Genomic DNA, 19,328 nt, shown 5'->3' with positions numbered 1-19,328 from the left:
CGCCGCTTGCATGACGACACGTGCAGTCAAAGGCATTTCACCTCTAATCCGCGGCAGCACCATGATCAACTCGATCGTGTGCTGCTCGCGGCGAGCGCGGCGACGACCTGCTCCACGACCTCGCCGGTCGTCACGTGGTCGGTGGCGATCTCGACGGACGCCACCGAGCGGTAGATGGGCAGCCGCGCGTCCAGCAGCGCCTTGAAGGTGGCGCGCGGGTTCACCCCGGCCAGCAGCGGTCGCGCGGTGGACAGCCCGACGCGCTTGGCGCCCTCGGCCAGGCCCACGGACAGGAAGACGACCGGGTGCCCGGCCAGCCGCTCGCGGGTGAGCTCGGAGAGCACCGAGCCACCGCCGAGCGCCAGCACGCCGTCGTGCTCGCGCAGCGCCGCGGCGACCGCTTCCTCTTCCATGGCCCGGAAAACGGGCTCGCCGTCGTTGGCGAAGATGTCGGAGATGGGCCGGCCCGCGGTCCGCACGATGTCGTCGTCGGTGTCCCGGAACGGCACGTCCAGGCGCTGCGCCAGCAGCCTGCCGATCGTCGTCTTGCCCGCGCCCGGCGGGCCGATCACGACGGCGCGCGGCGCCATCACCGCACCTGCCGCTTCTCGGCGCGCTCGCGCAGCGAGGCCAGGTAGCCCTCGACGTTGCGGCGGGTCTCCGGCAGCGAGTCGCCGCCGAACTTCTCCAGCACGGCCTCCGCGAGGACCAGCGCGACCATGGTCTCGGCGACGACCGCGGCGCGCGGCACCGCCGTGATGTCCGAGCGCTGGTGCATCGCCTGCGCCGGCTCGCCGGTCACCATGTCCACAGTGGCCAGTGCCCGCGGCAGGCTGGAGATCGGCTTCTTGGCGGCGCGGACGATCAGCGGCTCGCCGTTGGTGATGCCACCCTCCAGGCCGCCGGCCCGGTTGCTGTCCCGCCGGACCCACTTGGCGCCCTGGTCCGGGTAGATCTCGTCGTGCGCCGCGCTGCCGCGCCGGTGCGCGTTGGCGAAGCCCTCGCCGATCTCGACGCCCTTTATCGCCTGGATGCTCATCAGCGCGCCGGCCAGCCGTGCGTCGAGCTTGCGGTCCCAGTGCACGTGGGAACCGATGCCCGGGGGCAGCCCGTAGGCGATGACCTCGACGACGCCGCCGAGGGTGTCGCCGTCCTTCTTCGCCGCGTCGACCTCGGCCATCATCTTCTCGGTGGCGTCGTCACCGAAGGCGCGCACCGGGTTGTGGTCGATCGCGTCCAGGTCGTCCGGGCCGGGCAGCACGTCGTGCGTGGCGTCGACGCCGCCGAGGCTGATGACGTGGCTGACGATCTCCACGCCGAGCAGCTGCCGCAGGAACTGCCGGGCGACGGTGCCGACGGCGACGCGGGCGGCGGTCTCGCGGGCGCTCGCGCGCTCCAGCACCGGCCGGGCCTCTTCGAAGCCGTACTTCTGCATCCCGGCGATGTCGGCGTGCCCGGGCCGGGGACGGGTCAGCGGCGCGTTGCGGGCCAGCGACGACAGCACGTCCTCGTCGACCGGGTCGGCGGCCATCACCTGCTCCCACTTGGGCCACTCGGTGTTGCCGATGCGGATCGCGACCGGGCCGCCCTGGGTCCGCCCGTGCCGGATGCCGCCGATCAGCTCCAGCTCATCGGCCTCGAAGTTCATCCGGGGGCTGCGGCCAAAACCGAGTTTGCGCCGCTCCAACTGGGTCGCGATGTCGGCGGAGGTCACCTCGACTCCGGCCACCATGCCTTCCAGCACCGCAACCAGGGCGGGGCCATGCGATTCTCCAGCGGTCATCCAACGCAGCACACATAGATCCTGCCACGTTCAGTCCCGGCTGAACCCGCCCGGGGGTCCTGCACTGCGCTTTCACCTTGGAGACGGCTCCGAACTCGTCGCGCACGGCGGAAGCGCAACGACCGCGGCCGCGATGATCAGCGGCAACGGCGTGCGGATGCCGGCCGCCGGCGATCGGCTCACGGCCACGGGGCGAAGGTGGTGACGAGCCAGGCCGGCGCGAGCATCGCGGGGCCGTGTGGGACGCCGCCGATCCTCGCCCAGAGCGCCGCCACCAGCGTCAACGCCGCCGCAGCCGCCATCACGAACAGCACCGCCGGCAACGAGACCGCGCCCACCACGGCGCCGAGGCTGCCCGCCAGCTTCACGTCACCCGGCCCCATCGCCCCCGGCGACACCACGCGCACCAGCAAATACGTCCCGGCGAACACCACCGCACCGGCGGCGGCGCCGAGCAGCACATCCGGCCGGGGCACCGCCGCGACGGCCAGCAGCACCGCGGCGACCGGATACGCGGGCAGGGTCAGCACATCGGGCAGCCGCGAGGCGAGCACATCGCACGCCGTCAGCAGCACCGCGAGCCAGGCGAGCAACAGCGGTACCGCCACCCACCACAACGGCATCCCGGTCGCCGCGCGCACGGCCACCACCGTCCACAGCAGACCCACCGCCACCTCGCACCACATCCGGGGCGGCCGGACACCCCTGCGCGCCGAGCACAACAAGAGCCGCCCGAGCCGGCCCGCGCCGAAACCCGCTGCGCCACCGGCGATCCCGATCAACACGACCATCGCACCAGCATCGACGCGCCGCTCCGGAACCCCGCGCACCCGATCCGCGAAACCGCGCGTGTCGGGAACCCGCTGCGAACGAGCGAACGGCCTGTTCGCCCCACCTAGCGAGGCGAACAGGCCGTTCACTTCAAAAACCTGACGCGCCCCGCGCGAGGCTCAGACGTCCACCGCGAACAGGGTGTCGCCCGTGACGACCTGGCCGTCCTCGCGGACGTCCACCAGGGCCTCCGGCGCGATGTCCAGCGCGATGACCGGGCAGATCGACGAGTAGCCGTGCGACTCCACCTCGGACGGGTCCCAGGTGACGATGCGCTGGCCGGCCTCGACGACGTCGCCCTTGGCGACGTGCAGCTCGAAGCCCTCGCCCTTCAGCTTCACCGTGTCGATGCCCAGGTGCACCAGCACCGCGGCGCCGCCGGGCGAGGCGACCACGAAGGCGTGCGGGTGCAGCGTCGCGATCGTGCCGGCCACCGGCGCGACCGCGTCGGCCCGCCCGCCGGACGGCTGCACCGCCACCCCGGGGCCCACCATGGCCTGCGAGAAGACCGGGTCGGGCACCTCGCTGAGCGCGGTGGCCAGGCCCGCCACCGGGCTGCCGACCTCCGTGCTCACCGCAGGTCCTCGATGTCCTCGGCCAGCGTGTCCGCCTCCGGGCCGACGACGACCTGCACGACGGAGCCCTGCACCATCACGCCGTGCGCCCCGGCGGCCTTCAGGGCCGTCTCGTCGATCTTCGAACCGTCTTCGACCTCGCAGCGGAGCCGCGTGATGCACGGCTCGATCTCCACCACGTTGTCCCCGCCGCCAAGTGCGGCGAGGATTGCCGCGGCCTTGTCCTGAGCCACCCCGTGCTCCCTTCGTCCTCCGACGACGCGGGCGTTGCGCACCGCGTCGCGACGATCTTGCGCCACTCGGTGTCGATGCGGCAACGAATCGCGAGCCGTCTTGACACCCGATCGCATGAAAGCGCATTGTTCGCAACCGACTGGTTTAGACCGGACAGTACCAACTCGGCAGGACCACTGAACAGCACCGGATCCGATCCGTTCGCGATCGACCGGCGCCGGGTGCCCCGGGCACCGGACGTCGATGTCCAGCAAGACCGTTGGAGGCAGCGTGGCCGCACGGCGAACCGCGGACGGCAGTCCCCGCCCCGAGGGCGTGACTGACGTGCTGCGCGACGGCCCGACGCCGAAGCACGCCCAGCTGCGGGAAATCCTGCGCGAGCTGGCGAGCGAAGAACTGCTGCCCGGTTCGCCGGTGCCGTCGGAACGCGACCTCGCGGTGCGCTACGGCGTCTCCCGGCTCACCGTCCGCGAGGCGGTCGGGCAGCTCGTCGCCGAGGGTCTGCTGGTGCGGGTCCGCGGCAAGGGCACCTTCACCACCCGGCCCCGGGTGGATTCCCAACTGCACCTCGCCTCGTTCACCGAGGACATGCGCCGCCGCGGCATGCAGCCGGAGACGGTGCTGCTCGACGCGACCGAGGCGATCCCGCCGCCGACCACCGCCGAAGCGCTCGGCCTCCGGCCCGACCAGCCCGCGTACTGGCTGTACCGGCTGCGCAAGGCCGACGGTGCGCCGATGGCGGTGGAACGCGGCTGGTACCACGCCGGGCTGCTGCCCGGCCTGCTCGACCACGACCTGTCCGACTCGCTCTACACCCTGCTGGCCCGCAACTACGAGGTGCAGCTGGAAAGCGGCACGCAGACCGTGCTCGCCGAGGGCGCCGACGCCGAGACCGCGCGGCTGCTCGGCGTCCGCACCGGCAGCCCGGTCCTGGTGTTCCGCCGAATCTCCACGGCCCAGGGCCGCCCGATCGAGGACATGACTTCCTGGTACCGCGGCGACCTGTACCAGGTGACGATGCAGCTGGACCGCATCCCGAGCGGCTCCGGCCACCACCGCCCGTCCAGGCGGCCGACCGGGCCGACCGGACGCGAACATCCCGCCAGACGACCCGGTGTCCACGACACAGGAGGTAACCGATGAGTGCCAACGCCACCGCGGCGAAGGGCGACAGAAAGGGATTCGCCCTGCTGCAACGGCTCGGCCGTAGCCTGATGCTGCCGATCGCGGTCCTGCCCGCCGCCGCACTGCTGAACCGCCTCGGCCAGGACGACCTGCTCGGCAAGGAGGGCCTCGGGGCGCTGCTGCCCTGGATGCAGCCCGTGGCCGGCGTGATCGGCGCGGCGGGCAACTCGCTGTTCAACTACCTGCCGCTGCTGTTCGCGATCGGTGTGGCGATCGGCTTCGCGAAGAAGGCCGACGGCTCCACGGCGCTGGCGGGCGCGGTCGGCTACCTGGTGCTCTCGGGCGTGCTCTGGGAGATCACCGGCACCGAGGCGGACAAGGCCTTCAACAAGGGCCCGTACGGCGTGCTCGGTGGCATCGTCGCCGGGTTGACCGCGGCCTGGCTGTGGCAGCGCTACCACCGCATCAAGCTGCCCGCCTACCTGGGCTTCTTCGGCGGGCGGCGGTTCGTGCCCATCATCACGGCGTTCGCCATGGTGATCGCCGGCGTGATCATGGGCCTGCTGTTCCCGATCTTCGACACCGCGCTGACCTCCTTCAGCGACGCGGTCACCCAGAACGCGGTGATCGGCGGCGGCATCTACGGCGTGATCAACCGGCTGCTGCTGCCGTTCGGCCTGCACCACATCCCGAACAACGTGGTCTGGTTCCTCTTCGGCGACTACCACGGTGAGAAGGGCGACATCGCCCGCTTCTTCGCCGGTGACCCGACCGCGGGCACCTTCATGACCGGCTTCTTCCCGATCTTCATGTTCGCCCTGCCCGCCGCGGCGCTGGCCATCTGGCAGACGGCGAAGCCGTCGCAGCGCAAGGTCGTCGGCGGCATCATGATCTCGGTCGCGCTGACCTCGTTCCTCACCGGCATCACCGAGCCGCTGGAGTTCGCGTTCATCTTCGTGGCCTGGCCGCTGCTGCTGGTCCACGCGGTGCTCACCGGCACCTCGATGGCGCTGGTCAACGCCCTGGACATCCACTCCGGGTTCGGGTTCTCCGCAGGCGCCATCGACTACCTGCTCAACTTCGGCATCTCGCAGAACTCGCTGTGGCTGATCCCGATCGGCCTGGGCTACGCGGTCATCTACTACTTCGTGTTCCGGTTCGTGATCACGAAGTGGAACCTGCGCACCCCGGGCCGTGAGGAGGACGACACGGAAACCACCGAGGCGAGCACGGATAATGCTGGTGAGGAAGCCAAGTCGGGCCCCGACAAGAGCTGATCCCCGGCCAGCGCTTCCCATTCCCCCGACGAACGGAGAGCCATGTTCGAGCGACGGGTCACCGTGGCAAGCAAGGTGGGGCTGCACGCGCGGCCAGCGGCACTAGTGGCCAAGGCCGCCGCAGCGCAGCCCGTGAAGATCACGATCCGCAAGGACGACACGGAGCCGGTGGAGGCGGGCAGCATCCTGGGCCTGATGACGCTGGGCGCGGGCCACGGCGACGAGGTCGTGCTCGCGGCCGAGGGCGACGGCGCGGAAGCGGCGCTGGACCACCTCGCCCAGCTGGTCGCCTCGGACCTCGACAACAACTGACCCGAAGAACGCGAACGGCCCCTCCCACCCCGGGGAGGGGCCGTTCGTCGCCGCAATTTCCATTGAGCGTTTTTCGTCCTGGTCGGCCCGCAGCCGCGGGTCGCAAAGCCACACGTCGATGAGGTGTCGCATGCGCCGCAGGCGCATAGCCCACCTACGACACCTGCACCGCCGCGGGTTCTCAGAGGTTTCCTGGCGAGGACGGCCCCTCCGCCGTGTATTGGGCATACATCAGGAGGGGCACCCACAGACCAGGGAGCCTCCGAGGTTCCGCTACCCGCACCGCCACGCAAAACGAGATTGGAAAAACCTCATTGGAATCGAACCTTCGATTTCGATGGAAATTGCGGTCAGAGCGGGAGCGGGAGTTCGCCGCCGGTGGCGGCGGCGAGGGCATCGCGCATGGCCTCGCGGGGCGCTTGGCGCCCGGTGAACTGCTCGACCTGCCCGAAGGCCTGGTGCAGCAGCATGTCCAGCCCGGTGGCGATCCGCCCGCCGGCCGCGGTGACCGCGGCGGCCAGCGGCGTCGGCCACGGGTGGTAGACGACGTCCAGCACGCACGCGGCCTTCGCCAGCTCCGCCGCTTGCGCGTCCAACGCCCCTGCCGGGAGCGTCGACACCACGACGTCCGCCGCTGCCGCGGCGTCCGCGAGCGCGACGCGGTCCAGCCGCTCCACGCGCACCCGCAGCCCGACCCGCTCCGCGGTCTCGGCCGCGTCGCGCGCTCGCGCGGGCTCGCGCACCGCGAGCGTCGCATCGCTGAGCCCGAGCTCCGCGAGCGCGGCCAGGGCCGCGGCGGCAGTGCCGCCGGCTCCCAGGACCAGCCCGCTGTGGCCGGTGGTGAATCCGCCCGCGCTGCGCAGCGCCCCGACGACTCCGTCGACGTCGGTGCAGTCCGCGGCCCAGCTGCCGTCGGGCCGGTGCACCAAGGTGTTCGCCGCTCCGACCGCCGCCGCCCGCTCGCTGACCTCGCTCGCGACGCCCAGCGCCGCTCGCTTGCCGGGCATGGTCACCGACAGCCCGGCCCACTCGGGGCCGAGCCCGGCGACGAACTCGACGAGCCGGTCGGCGTCGGCCTCCACCCGCTCGTAGGTCCAGCCGTCCAGGCCGAGCGCGGCGTAGGCGGCGCCGTGCAGCACCGGGGACAGCGAGTGCTCGATCGGTGAACCGAGCACCGCTGCCCGCCGCGGCTCAGAACGCGCCACGGGCCCGCGCCTCGTCGATGTAGGCCTGGTGCTCCTGCGGCGTGTTGGCGAAGCAGGAGGTGCCGTCCGGGTAGCACTTGACGAAGTACTTCCAGGTGCCGTCGGCGGGCGTTTCCGCCGCCTGGACGGCTTCCTTGCTGACCGCCGAGATCGGCGTCGGCGGCAGGCCGTAGTTCTTGTAGGTGTTGTACGCGCCCGGCAGTTCCCGGTCCTCCGGCCTGGTCAGCAGCGACGGCTTGTCCAGCGGGTAGTTGATCGTGGAGTCCAGCCCGAGGTGCATCGTGGGCGGCGCGAGCCGGTTGTGGATCACCCGCGAGATCTGCCCGAAGTCCTTGGTGATGCCTTCGCTCTGCACCAGCGACGCGATCTTGAGCAGCTCGTACGGGCTGTAGCGGCTGCCCTCGGCGGCCTTCGGCAGTCCGGCGACCTCGAGCGCCGCCGCGGACCGGGTGACCACGTCGCGCAGCACGTTCTCCGCGGTCTCGCCGGGCTTCACGTCGTAGAGGCCGGGCATGATCAGGCCTTCCAGCCGGCGCTTCGGCTCGGCCTTGGAGGCGTCGGCGATCGCCCACTGCGGCACGCCGAGCGAGGCCAGGTCGGCGGTCGCGGCGACCCGGTGCATCTCCTCGGAGGTGATGCAGTTGGGGTTGGCCCCGGCGCAGGTGGCTTCGGCGAGCTTGGTCAGGACGCCCGGCGTGTGGCCGTTGTCGGGCGCCAGCTGGTCCTCCAGCCGCATGCCGGCGCGGATGTCGACCCGGCCGACCTTCGCCGCCGGCGACAGGATGTGCGCCACGGCGGCCTCGCCGGACATCTTGTTGCGCATCAGGTAGTAGCCCGGCTGGATGCTGTTGATCTGCCGGTTGGGCTCCGCGGCCTTGGTGAACGCCTTGGTGCTGGCCACCACGTCCTTCTCCGCGAGGTTGCGGCCGATGGCGCTGACGGTCTCCCCGGACTTGATCTCGATGACGACGTCACCGGCGCCTTCGCCCGCGTAGTCCTCGTAGGAACCGATCTGCATCAGCTGGCTGGTGGCGTACAGCACGCCGCAACCGACCAGCACCAGCACGAACAGGCTGGCCAACGCGGTCACCAGGCGGCGCCGCTTGCGCCGGCGGAACCGCTCCGGGTCGGGGGCGCGTCGTTGCCGCTCGTCGGGCTCGTCCGCGAACAATCCGAGATCGTCGGTCACGAAAGGTCCTCTCGTGTCTTCCCCCGACTGTCCAGGAACGCCTGCAGGATCTCCACCGCGGCCGCCTGGTCGACCACGGCTCGCTGCTTCTTCCCCCGCACTCCGCGTTGCGACAGCATCCGGCTGGCCGTCACGGTGGTCAGCCGCTCGTCGGCGAACCGCACCGGCACCGGCGCGATCCGCTCCGCGAGCGCCGCCCCGTAGGACTGCGCCGTCTCCGCCGCGGTTCCGTGCCGGCCTGCCAGCGTCTTGGGCAGGCCGACCACGACTTCCACCACCTCGTGCTCGGCGACGAGCTCGGCCAGCTGCGCGAGATCGGTGTCGCCGTCGGCATCCCGCCGCAGGGTGACCAGCGGGGTCGCCAGCATCGGGGCGGGGTCGCTGAGCGCGACACCGACCCGGACCGCACCCACGTCGACGCCGAGCCGACGTCCCGGTCCGGGGTCCGCCTGCCGGTGTTCGGTCACCCGCCAGCCACCACCTGGTCCAGGGCCGTGCGCAGCGCCGCGATCGCCGCGGTGATGCCGGCGGGGTTCGTGCCGCCGCCCTGCGCCATGTCCGGCTTGCCGCCGCCGCGCCCGCCGACCTCGGCCGCGAAGCCGGGCACCAGCTTGCCCGCCGCGATGCCCTTGTCCCGCGCGGCGTCGTTGGCGCCGACCACGAAGCTGACCTTGCCCTCTTCGGCGGAGAACAGCGCCACCACGGACGGGCGGGAGCCGAGCCGGCCGCGGATCTCACCGGCCAGCGCGCGCAGCGCGTTGCCGTCCACGCCGTCCGGCACCTGCTCGGCCACCAGCGTCACGCCGTGCACGTCGGTGCCCTTGTCGGCGAGCTCGCCCGCGGACTGCAGGACCTGCGCGATGCGCAGCTGGTGCAGCTCCTTCTCCGCGCTGCGCAGCCGGGACACCACGCCCTGGATGCGCTCCGGCAGCTCGTCGGCCGGCACCTTGAACTGCTCGGCGAGCTGGCTGACCAGCAGGTGCTCCTTGCTGATGTGGCGCATCGCGTCCATGCCGACCAGCGCTTCGACGCGGTGCACGCCGGAACCCACGGAGGAGTCGGCGACCAGCTTGACCACGCCGAGGCGGGCGATGCTCGGCACGTGGGTACCGCCGCACAGCTCGCGGGAGTAGTCGCCCATGTCGACCACGCGGACCTGGTCGCCGTACTTCTCGCCGAACAGCGCGACGGCGCCGAGCTCCATGGCCCGGTCCATCGTCGTGGTGTAGGCCTGCACCTCGACGTCGCTCTGCAGGTAGTCGTTGACCTCTTCCTCGACCCCGCTGAGGACGGCGGTCGACACCGCGGACGGGGCGGTGAAGTCGAAGCGCATCCGGCCGGGCGAGTTCAGCGAACCGGCCTGCGCGGCGCGCTTGCCGTAGGCGCTGCGCACCGCCGCGTGCACGAGGTGGGTGGCGGAGTGCGACCGCTCGATCGCGTGGCGCCGCGCGACGTCGACGGCGGCCTCCAGCGCGGTGTCCACGCCGAGCTCGCCCTCGACGACCTTGGCGCGGTGCACGAACAGGCCCGGGACCGCGCGCTGCACGTCGTGCACCTCGACTGCCACACCCGGACCGACCAGCCGGCCGGTGTCGGCGATCTGGCCACCGCCCTCGGCGTAGAACGGGGTGCGGTCCAGGACCAGCTCGACCTCGGTGCCCGCGGCGGCGGATTTCGCCGGCTGCCCGTCGACCAGCAGGCCCAGCACCCGGCTGTGCGACTGCAGATCGGTGTAGCCGATGAACTCGGTGGTGCCGTGCTGGTCCAGCAGCGTCCGGTAGGTCGACAGGTCGCCGTGGCCGGTCTTGCGCGCCTTGGCGTCCTCCTTGGCCCGGCGGCGCTGCTCGGCCATCAGGTTCCGGAAGCCCTGCTCGTCGACGGTCAGGCCCTGCTCGGAGGCCATCTCCAGCGTCAGGTCGATCGGGAAGCCGTAGGTGTCGTGCAGCTGGAAGGCCTGCTCGCCGGCCAGCTGCTTGCCGCCGGCCTTCTTGGTCTCGGCCACCGCGACGTCGAAGATCTTCGAGCCCGCCGTCAGGGTGGTCAGGAAGGCGTCTTCCTCGTTGCGCATCACCGAGTCGATGCGGTCGAACTCGGTGACCAGCTCCGGGTAGCTCGGCGCCATCGCGTCGCGCACGACCTTGCTGAACTCGCCGAGCACCGGCTCCTGCACGCCCAGCAGGCGGGTGGAGCGGATGATCCGGCGCAGCAACCGCCGCAGCACGTAGCCGCGGGCCTCGTTGCCGGGGGTGACGCCGTCGCCGACCAGCATCACGCCGGAGCGGGCGTGGTCGGCGATGACGCGGAACCGCACGTCGTCCTCGTGGTTCGCGCCGTAGCGGCGGCCGGAGAGCTCCTCGGCCTTGGCGATCACCGGGCGGACCAGGTCGGTCTCGTAGACGTTCTCCACGCCCTGCAGCAGGCACGCCACCCGCTCGACGCCCATGCCGGTGTCGATGTTCTTGGTCGGCAGCGTGCCGATCGGCGGGTGCCCCAGCTTCGGCGACTGCTCACCCCTGATGTCCTGCATGAACACCAGGTTCCAGATCTCGATGTAGCGGTCCTCGTCGGCGACCGGGCCGCCCTCGCGGCCGTACTTCGGGCCGCGGTCGTAGTAGATCTCCGAGCACGGGCCGCCGGGACCGGGCACGCCCATGTCCCAGTAGTTGTCCTTGCCGTCGCGGGTCTGGATCCGCTCGGCGGGCACGCCGGCGACCTCCTGCCACAGCTGGGCCGCCTCGTCGTCCTTCTCGTAGACGGTCACCCACAGCCGCTCCGGGTCGAAGCCGTAGCCGCCGTCGGCCTGGGACTTGGTGAGCAGCTCCCAGGCGTACCCCATGGCGCCTTCTTTGAAGTAATCGCCGAAGGAGAAGTTGCCCGCCATCTGGAAGAACGTGTTGTGCCGGGTCGTCTTGCCGACCTCGTCGATGTCGCCGGTGCGCACGCACTTCTGGATGCTGGTGGCCCGCGGGTACGGGGCCGGCGCCTCACCCAGGAAGTAGGGCTTGAACTGCACCATCCCGGCGTTGACGAACAGCAGCGTCGGGTCGTCCAGGAGCAGCGACGCGCTGGGCACCACGGTGTGGCCGCGGCCGCGGAAGTGCTCGGTGAACCGGTTGTTGATCTCGTGGGTCTGCACGGTGGGTCCTCGGAACTCGGGTGACGGAGACGGCTGGGGTACCGGCGGACGGCTGGCGGCGCTTCGGCGCCGGCGTCAGCGGCCCGCCCGGCGAGCTCGCCGACCGCCGGCCGCGCCCTCGTCCGCGATCGGGGCGTCGATCCGGCGGAACTGCACCGTGTCGACGACGCTGCCGCGCTCGACGACGTCGTGCAGCTCCTGCTCCCGCTCCTGCATTCCCGCGCGCACCTCGGCGCCGAACGAGCCGACGGCTCCGGCCAGCTCTCGGACCGCGCCGCCCAGCTGCTCGGCCATGCCGCTCGGAGTCGCCTTGCGGGCGGTCTCGTTGAGCTTGCGCGCCACCGCGACCCCGGCCGCGACGCCGGCGCCGAACCAGAACAGGCGCCTCACTTGCGCCCCCCTTTGCCCTTGCGGCGGAAGTGCCGGCCAGCGGGCTCCTGCCGCCGCTTCCGGCGGGCCCGCAGCGCCTTGCTGACCCCGTAGGAGAACGCCGCCGTCTTCACCAACGGGCCACCCAGTGTAGCCGTGAACAGCGAAGACAACGCCGAGACGTTGCCGCTGATCGTCTTGGCGTTGGCGGTGATCCCGTCGACGCGCTCCAGCTGGGTGTTGACGTGCGTGATGGTCGAGTTCGCCCCGGTGAACAGCGGATCGGAGTTCTCGTGCGCCTTGCGGATCGCGATGGTCGCCTCGTCCAGCGTGCGGCCGAGCTTGATCAGCGGGATCGCCAGCAGCACGACCAGCAGCACGAACGCTCCGGCGGCGATCAGCGCGGCGATCTGCGTGGGCGTCACGTGCCCTCCCGTATGTCCACGTCATTCGGTGGGACCGAGCTCTCGGCCCGGTCCGTTGATCGTGCGTCAGGTTACCGGCCCCGATCCTCACTCCCGCACCCGGTCGGCCCGGCCCGCGTGCGGGCACCGCCGGGCGCCGCGCCCACCGGACCGGGGCTCCGATCGGCGAAACGAGCGGCGCCCTTCGCCAAACAATTTGGCGAAGGGCGCGCATCTCGAACCGATCGTGTTACGAGCGGACCGGGTTGAGCGGTTCCCGGCCGGTGAGGACCGCGGCGGCGTTGCGGGCGGCGAGCTCGGCCATCGCGGTTCGCGTCTCGGTGGTCGCCGATCCCAGGTGCGGCACCACCACGACGTTGTCGAGGTCGAGCAGCGCGGGCTCCACCTCGGGTTCGCGCTCGAAGACGTCGAGGGCCGCGCCGCCGATCCGCTGCTCGTGGAGCGCCTTCGCCAGCGCGCCCTCGTCGACCACCGGGCCGCGACTGGTGTTGATCAGGAACGCGGTCGGCTTCATGGCCGCGAGCGCCGCCTCGTCGATGAGGTGCCGGGTCTGCTCGGTCAGCGGGCAGTGCAGGGACAACACGTCGGCGGTGCGCAGCAGCTCGTCCTTGGTCAGGAAGCGGGCGTCGAGTTCGGCCTCCACGTCCGCGGCGACACGACGCCGGCCGGTGTAGGCGATGTCCATCCCGAAAGCGCGGGCCCGCCGGGCCACGGCCTGCCCGATGTCGCCGAGCCCGACGATGCCGAGCGTCTTGCCCTGCAACCCGGAGCCGAGCATGAAGCCGAGGTGGAAGGTCCACGGCCGGCGCGACCGAAGCAGCCGTTCGCCCTCGCCGAGCCGGCGGGTCGCCATCAGCAGCAGCCCGATGGTCAGGTCGGCGGTCGCGTCAACGAGCACACCGGGCGTGTTGGTGACGGTGACGCCGCGCCCGGTCACGGCCGGGACGTCGACGTTGTCGTAGCCGACCGCCACGTTGGCGACCACTTCCAGCTGCGGGCCGGCGGCCTCGACCAGCTCGGCGTCGACCCGGTCGTGCAGCATCGTGACGATCGCGTGCGCGCCGCGCACCGCCTCGCGCAGCTCGGGCGCGGTCAGCGGCCGGTCCTGCGGGCAGACGTGCACGTCGCCGACCTCGCGCAGCACGTCCAGTGCGGACTCCGGAACAACCCGGCTGACCACGATCCGCTTGTCCACAACGACCTCCTCGCGACGAGAACCCCGCCGGAATCTACCTGCCGCCCCGCCCCGGGCTCACCGGTCGACCGCCACCATCTCCACGGTCCCCCTCGCAGTGTCAATTGAAACCGCGGACTCCACGGCGTGGGCCGGGTGTCCAGCGGGCCGAGGTCCGGTCGAAGCCGCGGGCTCAGTCCTCGCCGCGGATGATGCTGCGGAGCTTCGGGACCCGGTCGCTGAGCGTGCGCTCCGCGCCGCGGCCGGTCGGCTGGTAGTAGTCGCGGCCCACCAGCTCGCGGGGCGGGTACTGCTGGGCGAGCACGCCTTCCGGCTTGCTGTGCGGGTACTGGTAGCCCTTGGCGTTGCCGAGCTTCTCCGCCCCGGCGTAATGCCCGTCGCGCAGGTGCGGCGGCACCGGGCCGGCCTTGCCCGCGCGGACGTCGCCCAGCGCCTCGTCGATGGCCATGATCACCGCGTTCGACTTCGGCGCGGTGGCGAGGTGGATCGTGGCCTGCGCCAACGCGATCCGCCCCTCAGGCATCCCGATGAACTGCACCGCGTGCGCCGCCGCGACGGCGGCCTGCAGCGCGGTCGGGTCGGCCATGCCGATGTCCTCGCTGGCGTGCACGACGAGCCGGCGGGCGATGAACCGCGGGTCCTCCCCCGCCTCCACCATCCGGGCCAGGTAGTGCAGCGCGGCGTCCACATCGGACCCGCGGATGGACTTGATGAACGCGCTCGCCACGTCGTAGTGCTGGTCGCCGCCCCGGTCGTAGAGCACCGCGGCGCGGTTCACGGTGGCCTCGACCGTCGCCAGGTCGATGGCGTCCGCGCCGGTCGAGCTCGCCGACTCCGCCGCCGCTTCTAGCGCGGTCAGCGCCCGCCTCGCGTCGCCACCGGCGAGCGCGACCAAGTGCGCCTCGGCGTCCTCTTCCAGGCGCAAGGCCCCACCCAGGCCGCGCTCCTCGCCGACCGCTCGGCGAAGCAGCGTCCGGATGTCGTCTTCCTCCAGGCTGCGCAGCTGCAGCACCAGCGACCGCGACAGCAGCGGCGCCACCACGGAGAAGTGGGGATTCTCCGTGGTGGCCGCCACCAGCAGCACGGTGCGGTCCTCGACCGCGCCCAGCAGCGCGTCCTGCTGGGTCTTGGAAAACCGGTGCACCTCGTCGATGAAGAGCACCGTCGCCTCGCCCGAGCGGCCGAGCCGGCGACGCGCCTCCTCGATGACCGCACGCACCTCCTTGACGCCGGAGGACAGCGCGGAAAGCGCCGCGAACCGGCGGCCGGTGGCCAGCGAGACGAGGTTGGCGAGCGTGGTCTTGCCGGTGCCCGGCGGCCCGTAGAGCAGCACCGATGCCGGCGCCGCGCCTTCCACCAGGCGACGCAGCGGGGCCCCGGCCCCCAGCAGGTGCTGCTGGCCCACGACCTCGTCCAGCGAACGAGGTCTCATCCGCACCGCCAACGGCGCGTTCTCGGCCAACTTCTCGCCCGCGCGCATCTCGGTGTCGGCGCCGAACAGCCCTTCGTCGAACAAGCCCTCGCTCACACCCCGACGCTACCGGGCACCACCGACCACTCCACCGGCCAGGAGGCGCGGCCTTCTTGTTGGAGAACTCGTTTTGCGTGGCGGTGCGGGTGGCGGCCCCCCTTGCGGGAATTGCTGTCGCGCCTTCTCGCCGTGGGATCCCCGGCACACGAGAAGACGCCTGAGAACCCGCGGCGGCGCAAGCTGCGAAGGTGGACTAAGCGGCTACGCCGCTTAAAGAACAACAACCCGCGCTACCCGCCACATCCAAAACAGCCCGCTGCGCTCAGCCCACGCGGGCGGGGAGCGCGACCTCGACGGTGCAGTCGCCGCGGCGGCGCTGCGCCGCCCAGTGCTCGACGGCCTGGTGGCAAGCGCGGTCGAGGTGCCGGACCATCGTCAGGTCCAGGTGCACGTGCTTGCCCGTCGGCAGCTGTTCGAGGTGGTCCAGCAGCCGCGGCAGCCGCAGGAACGTCGCGTTGCCCCCCAGTTCGACCCGCACGTGCTCGTCGCCGTGCTCGGCGCGCACCGACAGCCGGGACACCTCGATCGCGGTCTTGACGATGGCGACCGCGAGTCCGGCCAGCGTGCCGATCAGCAGGTCCGTGGCCACGATCATGCCCGCGGTCAGCACCAGCACGAACGCCTCGGAGCGGTGCTCCCGAACCAGCGCTACGACCTGCCGCAGCTCCAGCAGCTTCCAGCCGGCCTGGATCAGCAGCGCCGCAAGCACCGCCGTCGGGATGAAGGCCAGCACGCCCGGCAGCAGCACTACGAACAGCAGCAGCCAGAACCCGTGCAGCACGCGGGAGAGCTTGGTCTTGGCGCCGGCCTGCACGTTCGTGGCGCTGCGCACGATGACCGCGGTCATCGGCAGCGCCCCGAGCAGACCGCAGAGCGCGTTGCCCGCGCCCTGCGCGACGAGTTCCTTGTTGTACTGGGTCTTCGGGGCGTCGTGCATGCGGTCCACGGCGGCGGCGCTGAACAGGCTTTCCGCCGAGGCGATCAGCGCGAACGTCAGGATCGAGCCGAGCACGGCGGGCGTCATGAGCTCGCCCCATGCCTCGGTGGTCGGCATGTTCAGGGCCGCGAGCAGCGAGCCGACCTCGACCTTGTGCACCGGCATCGCGAAGATCACCGCCAACGCGCTGGTGGCCACGACGGCGATCAGCGCGCCGGGCACGAGCCGCAGCCGCGCAGGCATCTTCTTCCAGCCGCTCATGATCCCCAGGGCCAGCACGGCGAGCACGAGGCCGCTGATGCCCTCCGCGGTGGTCGTCGCCGCTATCAGCAGGTCCGGGATCTCGGCGAACTTCGCCCAGGTGGACTCGGGCTGCGCGAGCCCGCCCACCGGGTAGATCTGGCCGAGGATGAGCACCAGCCCGATGCCGGCGAGCATCCCCTGCACCACCGACGGCGAGATGGCGCGGAACCAGGTGCCGAGCCTGCTCAGCCCGAGCACGATCTGCACGACACCGGCGCCGAGCACGATCACGCCGAGCGCGGCCAGCCCGTGCTGGTCCACTGCCGAGGCCACCAGCACCGTCAGGCCCGCGGCGGGGCCGCTCACCTGCATCGTGCTGCCGGGCAGCAGACCGACCACGAGCCCACCGATGATGCCGGTGACGATGCCCAGTTCGGCGGGAACGCCGGAGGCGACGGCCACGCCGACGCACAGCGGCACCGCCACCAGGAATACCACCAGCGAGGCCCCCAGGTCGGCGCCGAAGGTGGCCTTCGGCCAGCGCGGCGCGCCGAGCCTCCGGCGCGCCGGGCGAGGCGTTTCGAGTCGAAATATCACGATGCCCTCCAGGGCAGGTCGAAATGCGGGAAACGGGTATCGCGCCGCGCACCTGGCGGTGCGGGCGTCGACCCGGTGGGCGGTGTTGGGGCCAGCTCTTGTAAGCGGCGGCAGCCGCTTGCGGTGTGGGACTCAGCTCGCACCGCTGCGGGTTCTCAGGAGGCTTCTCGCGAGGACAGCCCCGACCGGCATATGAGGTCGGGGATCCCGCAGCGAGAAGGCACCTGATTCCGCCACCCGCACCGCCGAGCAGGCCGAGTTTGGAAACTGTCGTTAGAGCGGTAGGAAGTCGGTGGCTTCCGACGCCTGCGGGCAGGCGAAGACGAGACCGGTGTCGATCTCGTAGAACCAGCCGTGCAGTCGCAGCTCGCCGGCGGCGATCCGGTCCTGAATGAACGGGTATTCGCGCAGCGTCTGCAGCTGCGCGTGGATGTGCCGCTTGCTCTCGGCGCGCACGCTCGGATCGTCCGGCTCGACGCCGCTCAGGCCGTCGGTGCCGAGCCAGCCCCGCAGCGCCGGCAGCTCTTCCAGGCCGCGCCCGGCCAGGGTCAACGCCGTCACGGCACCGCAGTGCGAGTGCCCGCAGACGATGATCTCCGGCACGCGCAGCTGCAGCACGGCGTACTCGATGGTGGCCATTTCGCTGGACGCCGAATCCGGCGCGTATTTCGGGACCACATTGCCCGCGGTCCGCAGTTCGAACAGATTGCCCGGTTCGGCACCGGTGATCTGCGATGGGACCACCCGCGAATCGGAGCACCCGATGAACAGCGCGGCCGGTTTCTGACCTGCGGCGAGCTGCTGGCGGCGGTCAGCGGAAAGCATGCTCGGGTGTCGCCGAGCGTGTCGCACGAAATGTTCGAAGCTCATTGTCGCCTCTCTGGTCGTCGGCTCGGAATACGTCGCGAGCCGCCGATCAGTGGCGGATGACCTGGAGCGTGGCGGGAGAATGTTTGAGCTTGGCATATGCAGGGTGCGGCTTGCTCCCAGCATTTGGGAGCTGCTCGGCCTCTGCCTGATTTTCGAGGCGCGGGATGCCCTGCAAGCTGCGCGGCAACAGCGGGCGGCGGTCTTCCCGCCGTTCGAAGCTGCGGCGGTGCAGCGCGATTCCCGGCATCCGTTCGCGCAGCTTCTCGCTGTCCCGGTGCTCGCTGGTCTCGGACTTCGTTTCCGCAGGTCCGGTGCGCAGTTGCGGGCCGGCTTCGGCACTCAGCGGGCCCAGCACGGCGAGCAGGACCGCGAAGAGCAGGAACAAGCCCGCCCTCGTGATCTGCCACGCCTTGCCGCGCACGAATGCCTCCTGTAATAGAGCAGCCGATCCCCTTCCGGCGGCATCGACGGTAGCGGGGAGAAGTAGCGAAACGCTGAACTCAAGGTATCCGACAACAGCGGTGCACGCGCAAGTCGCAGATCCGGTGGAGTCGACCGGGAAACAAATGAAGATGTTCTAATGCAACTCGGTTCGACCTGGTAATTCACCCGTATGCCGGGTGGACAGGAGGCCCGTCACTGCGTTGCGTAAACGATGTTCACTACGCAAAGTGCTCGAGATGTGATCAGAATTACCGCATCGAGTTAGCTTGAAACCTGAAATATATTCGCCCACGCAACGCGCCGGAAACAGGAAAGCTTAGCGGACCCGGTAGTGGTAGCCGTGCGAGGGGATGAAGCCCAGCGCTTCGTAGCACGACCGCGCTCCGGGATTGTCGTCCTCGACCTGGAGGAACAGCCGCGTCGCCCCCGCACCGGATGCCCACCGCGCGCCCGCGCGCAGCACCGCGCCGGCGACGCCGCGACGCCGCCAGTCGGGACTCGTGGCCATGCCGTAGATCCCGCACCAGCCCGACGAGACGGCGAACGTCCCGACACCGATCGGGACGCCGTCGCGAAGCGCGATGGCGAACCGCACCGGCTGCGAGATGCGATCCAGGCTCGGTTCCGGCTTGCGGCCCGCCACCTCGGCGGCGACGAGCCAGGACGGCTGCGGGCCGGGTTCCAGCCGCACCTCGAAGTCCTTCGGCGCGCCGAGCACCCGATCGCAGTCGGCGAACATGGCCGACGTGCGGCCGACCACGCGATAGCCCCGGCCGGCCAGGAACGCGTTTAGCTCGGCGTGCCGGTCCAGCGGACTGACCTGCACGATCGGCGCCGCCTCCCGCGCCGCGTAGAACTTCTCCACGCGTTCGACCGCGGTCTCGGGATCCGGCACGACCTCCGGCGGCAGCGCCGAGTTCGAGCGCTTGCGGTTCAGCAGCCCGCAGTGCCTCAGCACCCAGCCATCGGCGTGCTCGACCGTCGAAGCGGGCCAGGTGGCGACGGCGGCCCGCTCGATCTCCGACTCGACGGAACTCACGCCACGCCTCC

At 71.1% G+C, this 19,328-nt stretch carries 20 protein-coding genes; 3 read left to right on the top strand and 17 right to left on the bottom strand.

What is annotated here, in order from left to right; all coding sequences use genetic code 11:
• Positions 1–65: 65 nt before the first annotated feature.
• From AC07FN_RS14680 to AC07FN_RS14660, 5 genes are all read right to left on the bottom strand, one after another.
• Complete coding sequence (locus tag AC07FN_RS14680; protein ID WP_478396080.1) at positions 66–590, bottom strand: shikimate kinase; 525 nt, start codon at positions 588–590, stop codon at positions 66–68.
• Positions 590–1,795 carry a chorismate synthase gene (gene aroC / locus AC07FN_RS14675; RefSeq protein ID WP_452617479.1) on the bottom strand — a complete coding sequence of 402 codons (1,206 nt, stop codon included), beginning with the start codon at positions 1,793–1,795 and terminating at the stop codon, positions 590–592. Before aroC ends, AC07FN_RS14680 begins: the two co-directional genes overlap by 1 nt.
• A gap of 167 nt (positions 1,796–1,962) precedes the next feature.
• Positions 1,963–2,574: a prepilin peptidase gene (locus AC07FN_RS14670; protein ID WP_478396079.1), complete on the bottom strand. Its 612-nt coding sequence runs from the start codon at positions 2,572–2,574 to the stop codon at positions 1,963–1,965.
• Between the two features lie 159 nt (positions 2,575–2,733).
• The gene (locus AC07FN_RS14665; protein WP_478396078.1) at positions 2,734–3,189 is read right to left on the bottom strand and encodes a PTS sugar transporter subunit IIA; all 456 of its coding nucleotides are present in this window, start codon (positions 3,187–3,189) and stop codon (positions 2,734–2,736) included.
• Positions 3,186–3,422 (bottom strand): PTS sugar transporter subunit IIB, encoded by a 237-nt coding sequence (locus tag AC07FN_RS14660; RefSeq protein ID WP_478396077.1) that lies wholly within the window; start codon positions 3,420–3,422, stop codon positions 3,186–3,188. The genes AC07FN_RS14665 and AC07FN_RS14660 overlap by 4 nt, the downstream gene beginning before the upstream one ends.
• 271 nt (positions 3,423–3,693) lie before the next feature.
• Here AC07FN_RS14660 and AC07FN_RS14655 point away from each other — a divergent pair, with 271 nt between their 5' ends.
• From AC07FN_RS14655 to AC07FN_RS14645, 3 genes are read left to right on the top strand one after another with little or no spacing between them, the layout of a single operon-like run.
• Positions 3,694–4,566, top strand: a complete 873-nt coding sequence (locus tag AC07FN_RS14655) for a GntR family transcriptional regulator (RefSeq protein ID WP_478396076.1) — start codon at positions 3,694–3,696, stop codon at positions 4,564–4,566.
• Positions 4,563–5,825, top strand: a complete 1,263-nt coding sequence (locus tag AC07FN_RS14650) for a PTS transporter subunit EIIC (protein WP_478396075.1) — start codon at positions 4,563–4,565, stop codon at positions 5,823–5,825. Before AC07FN_RS14655 ends, AC07FN_RS14650 begins: the two co-directional genes overlap by 4 nt.
• 42 nt (positions 5,826–5,867) lie before the next feature.
• Positions 5,868–6,137 carry an HPr family phosphocarrier protein gene (locus tag AC07FN_RS14645; protein ID WP_358578598.1) on the top strand — a complete coding sequence of 90 codons (270 nt, stop codon included), beginning with the start codon at positions 5,868–5,870 and terminating at the stop codon, positions 6,135–6,137.
• Between the two features lie 350 nt (positions 6,138–6,487).
• Here AC07FN_RS14645 and AC07FN_RS14640 read toward each other — a convergent pair whose 3' ends face one another.
• The 12 genes from AC07FN_RS14640 to AC07FN_RS14585 all read right to left on the bottom strand — a co-directional run bounded on the left by AC07FN_RS14640 (position 6,488) and on the right by AC07FN_RS14585 (position 19,317).
• Complete coding sequence (locus AC07FN_RS14640) at positions 6,488–7,342, bottom strand: shikimate dehydrogenase (RefSeq protein ID WP_452617474.1); 855 nt, start codon at positions 7,340–7,342, stop codon at positions 6,488–6,490.
• Positions 7,329–8,531, bottom strand: a complete 1,203-nt coding sequence (gene mltG / locus AC07FN_RS14635) for an endolytic transglycosylase MltG (protein WP_452617473.1) — start codon at positions 8,529–8,531, stop codon at positions 7,329–7,331. Before mltG ends, AC07FN_RS14640 begins: the two co-directional genes overlap by 14 nt.
• Positions 8,528–8,998 carry a Holliday junction resolvase RuvX gene (gene ruvX, locus AC07FN_RS14630; protein WP_132493843.1) on the bottom strand — a complete coding sequence of 157 codons (471 nt, stop codon included), beginning with the start codon at positions 8,996–8,998 and terminating at the stop codon, positions 8,528–8,530. The genes mltG and ruvX overlap by 4 nt, the downstream gene beginning before the upstream one ends.
• Positions 8,995–11,667 (bottom strand): alanine--tRNA ligase, encoded by a 2,673-nt coding sequence (gene alaS / locus AC07FN_RS14625; protein WP_478396074.1) that lies wholly within the window; start codon positions 11,665–11,667, stop codon positions 8,995–8,997. Before alaS ends, ruvX begins: the two co-directional genes overlap by 4 nt.
• A gap of 75 nt (positions 11,668–11,742) precedes the next feature.
• Entirely contained in the window at positions 11,743–12,057 is a 315-nt protein-coding gene (locus AC07FN_RS14620; protein ID WP_132493841.1) for a hypothetical protein, read from the bottom strand.
• On the bottom strand, positions 12,054–12,461 hold the full coding sequence (locus AC07FN_RS14615; RefSeq protein ID WP_010311092.1) for a DUF948 domain-containing protein: 408 nt from the start codon (positions 12,459–12,461) through the stop codon (positions 12,054–12,056). The genes AC07FN_RS14620 and AC07FN_RS14615 overlap by 4 nt, the downstream gene beginning before the upstream one ends.
• Before the next feature lie 229 nt (positions 12,462–12,690).
• Positions 12,691–13,656: a 2-hydroxyacid dehydrogenase gene (locus AC07FN_RS14610; protein WP_478396073.1), complete on the bottom strand. Its 966-nt coding sequence runs from the start codon at positions 13,654–13,656 to the stop codon at positions 12,691–12,693.
• Between the two features lie 172 nt (positions 13,657–13,828).
• Positions 13,829–15,184, bottom strand: coding sequence for a replication-associated recombination protein A (locus tag AC07FN_RS14605; protein WP_452617469.1), 1,356 nt, complete (start codon positions 15,182–15,184; stop codon positions 13,829–13,831).
• Between the two features lie 265 nt (positions 15,185–15,449).
• On the bottom strand, positions 15,450–16,964 hold the full coding sequence (locus AC07FN_RS14600; RefSeq protein ID WP_478396072.1) for a SulP family inorganic anion transporter: 1,515 nt from the start codon (positions 16,962–16,964) through the stop codon (positions 15,450–15,452).
• 273 nt (positions 16,965–17,237) lie between these two features.
• The gene (locus AC07FN_RS14595; protein WP_478396071.1) at positions 17,238–17,789 is read right to left on the bottom strand and encodes a carbonic anhydrase; all 552 of its coding nucleotides are present in this window, start codon (positions 17,787–17,789) and stop codon (positions 17,238–17,240) included.
• A 91-nt stretch (positions 17,790–17,880) separates the two neighbouring features.
• Positions 17,881–18,255, bottom strand: coding sequence for a hypothetical protein (locus AC07FN_RS14590; protein WP_478396070.1), 375 nt, complete (start codon positions 18,253–18,255; stop codon positions 17,881–17,883).
• A gap of 339 nt (positions 18,256–18,594) precedes the next feature.
• On the bottom strand, positions 18,595–19,317 hold the full coding sequence (locus tag AC07FN_RS14585) for a GNAT family N-acetyltransferase (RefSeq protein WP_478396069.1): 723 nt from the start codon (positions 19,315–19,317) through the stop codon (positions 18,595–18,597).
• Positions 19,318–19,328: the final 11 nt, after the last annotated feature.

It is taken from the genome of Saccharopolyspora sp. NPDC045941 (assembly GCF_056431445.1).
The sequence above is the reverse complement of the archived record's forward strand: the minus strand, read 5'-3'. Positions and strand labels throughout refer to the sequence as shown.

Coding starts and splice junctions, on each gene's coding strand:
- AC07FN_RS14680 (WP_478396080.1), bottom strand. CDS start 590: ATGGCGCCGCGCGCCGTCGTGATCGGCCCGCCGGGCGCGGGCAAGACG.
- AC07FN_RS14670 (WP_478396079.1), bottom strand. CDS start 2,574: ATGGTCGTGTTGATCGGGATCGCCGGTGGCGCAGCGGGTTTCGGCGCG.
- AC07FN_RS14650 (WP_478396075.1), top strand. CDS start 4,563: ATGAGTGCCAACGCCACCGCGGCGAAGGGCGACAGAAAGGGATTCGCC.
- AC07FN_RS14645 (WP_358578598.1), top strand. CDS start 5,868: ATGTTCGAGCGACGGGTCACCGTGGCAAGCAAGGTGGGGCTGCACGCG.
- AC07FN_RS14595 (WP_478396071.1), bottom strand. CDS start 17,789: ATGCTTTCCGCTGACCGCCGCCAGCAGCTCGCCGCAGGTCAGAAACCG.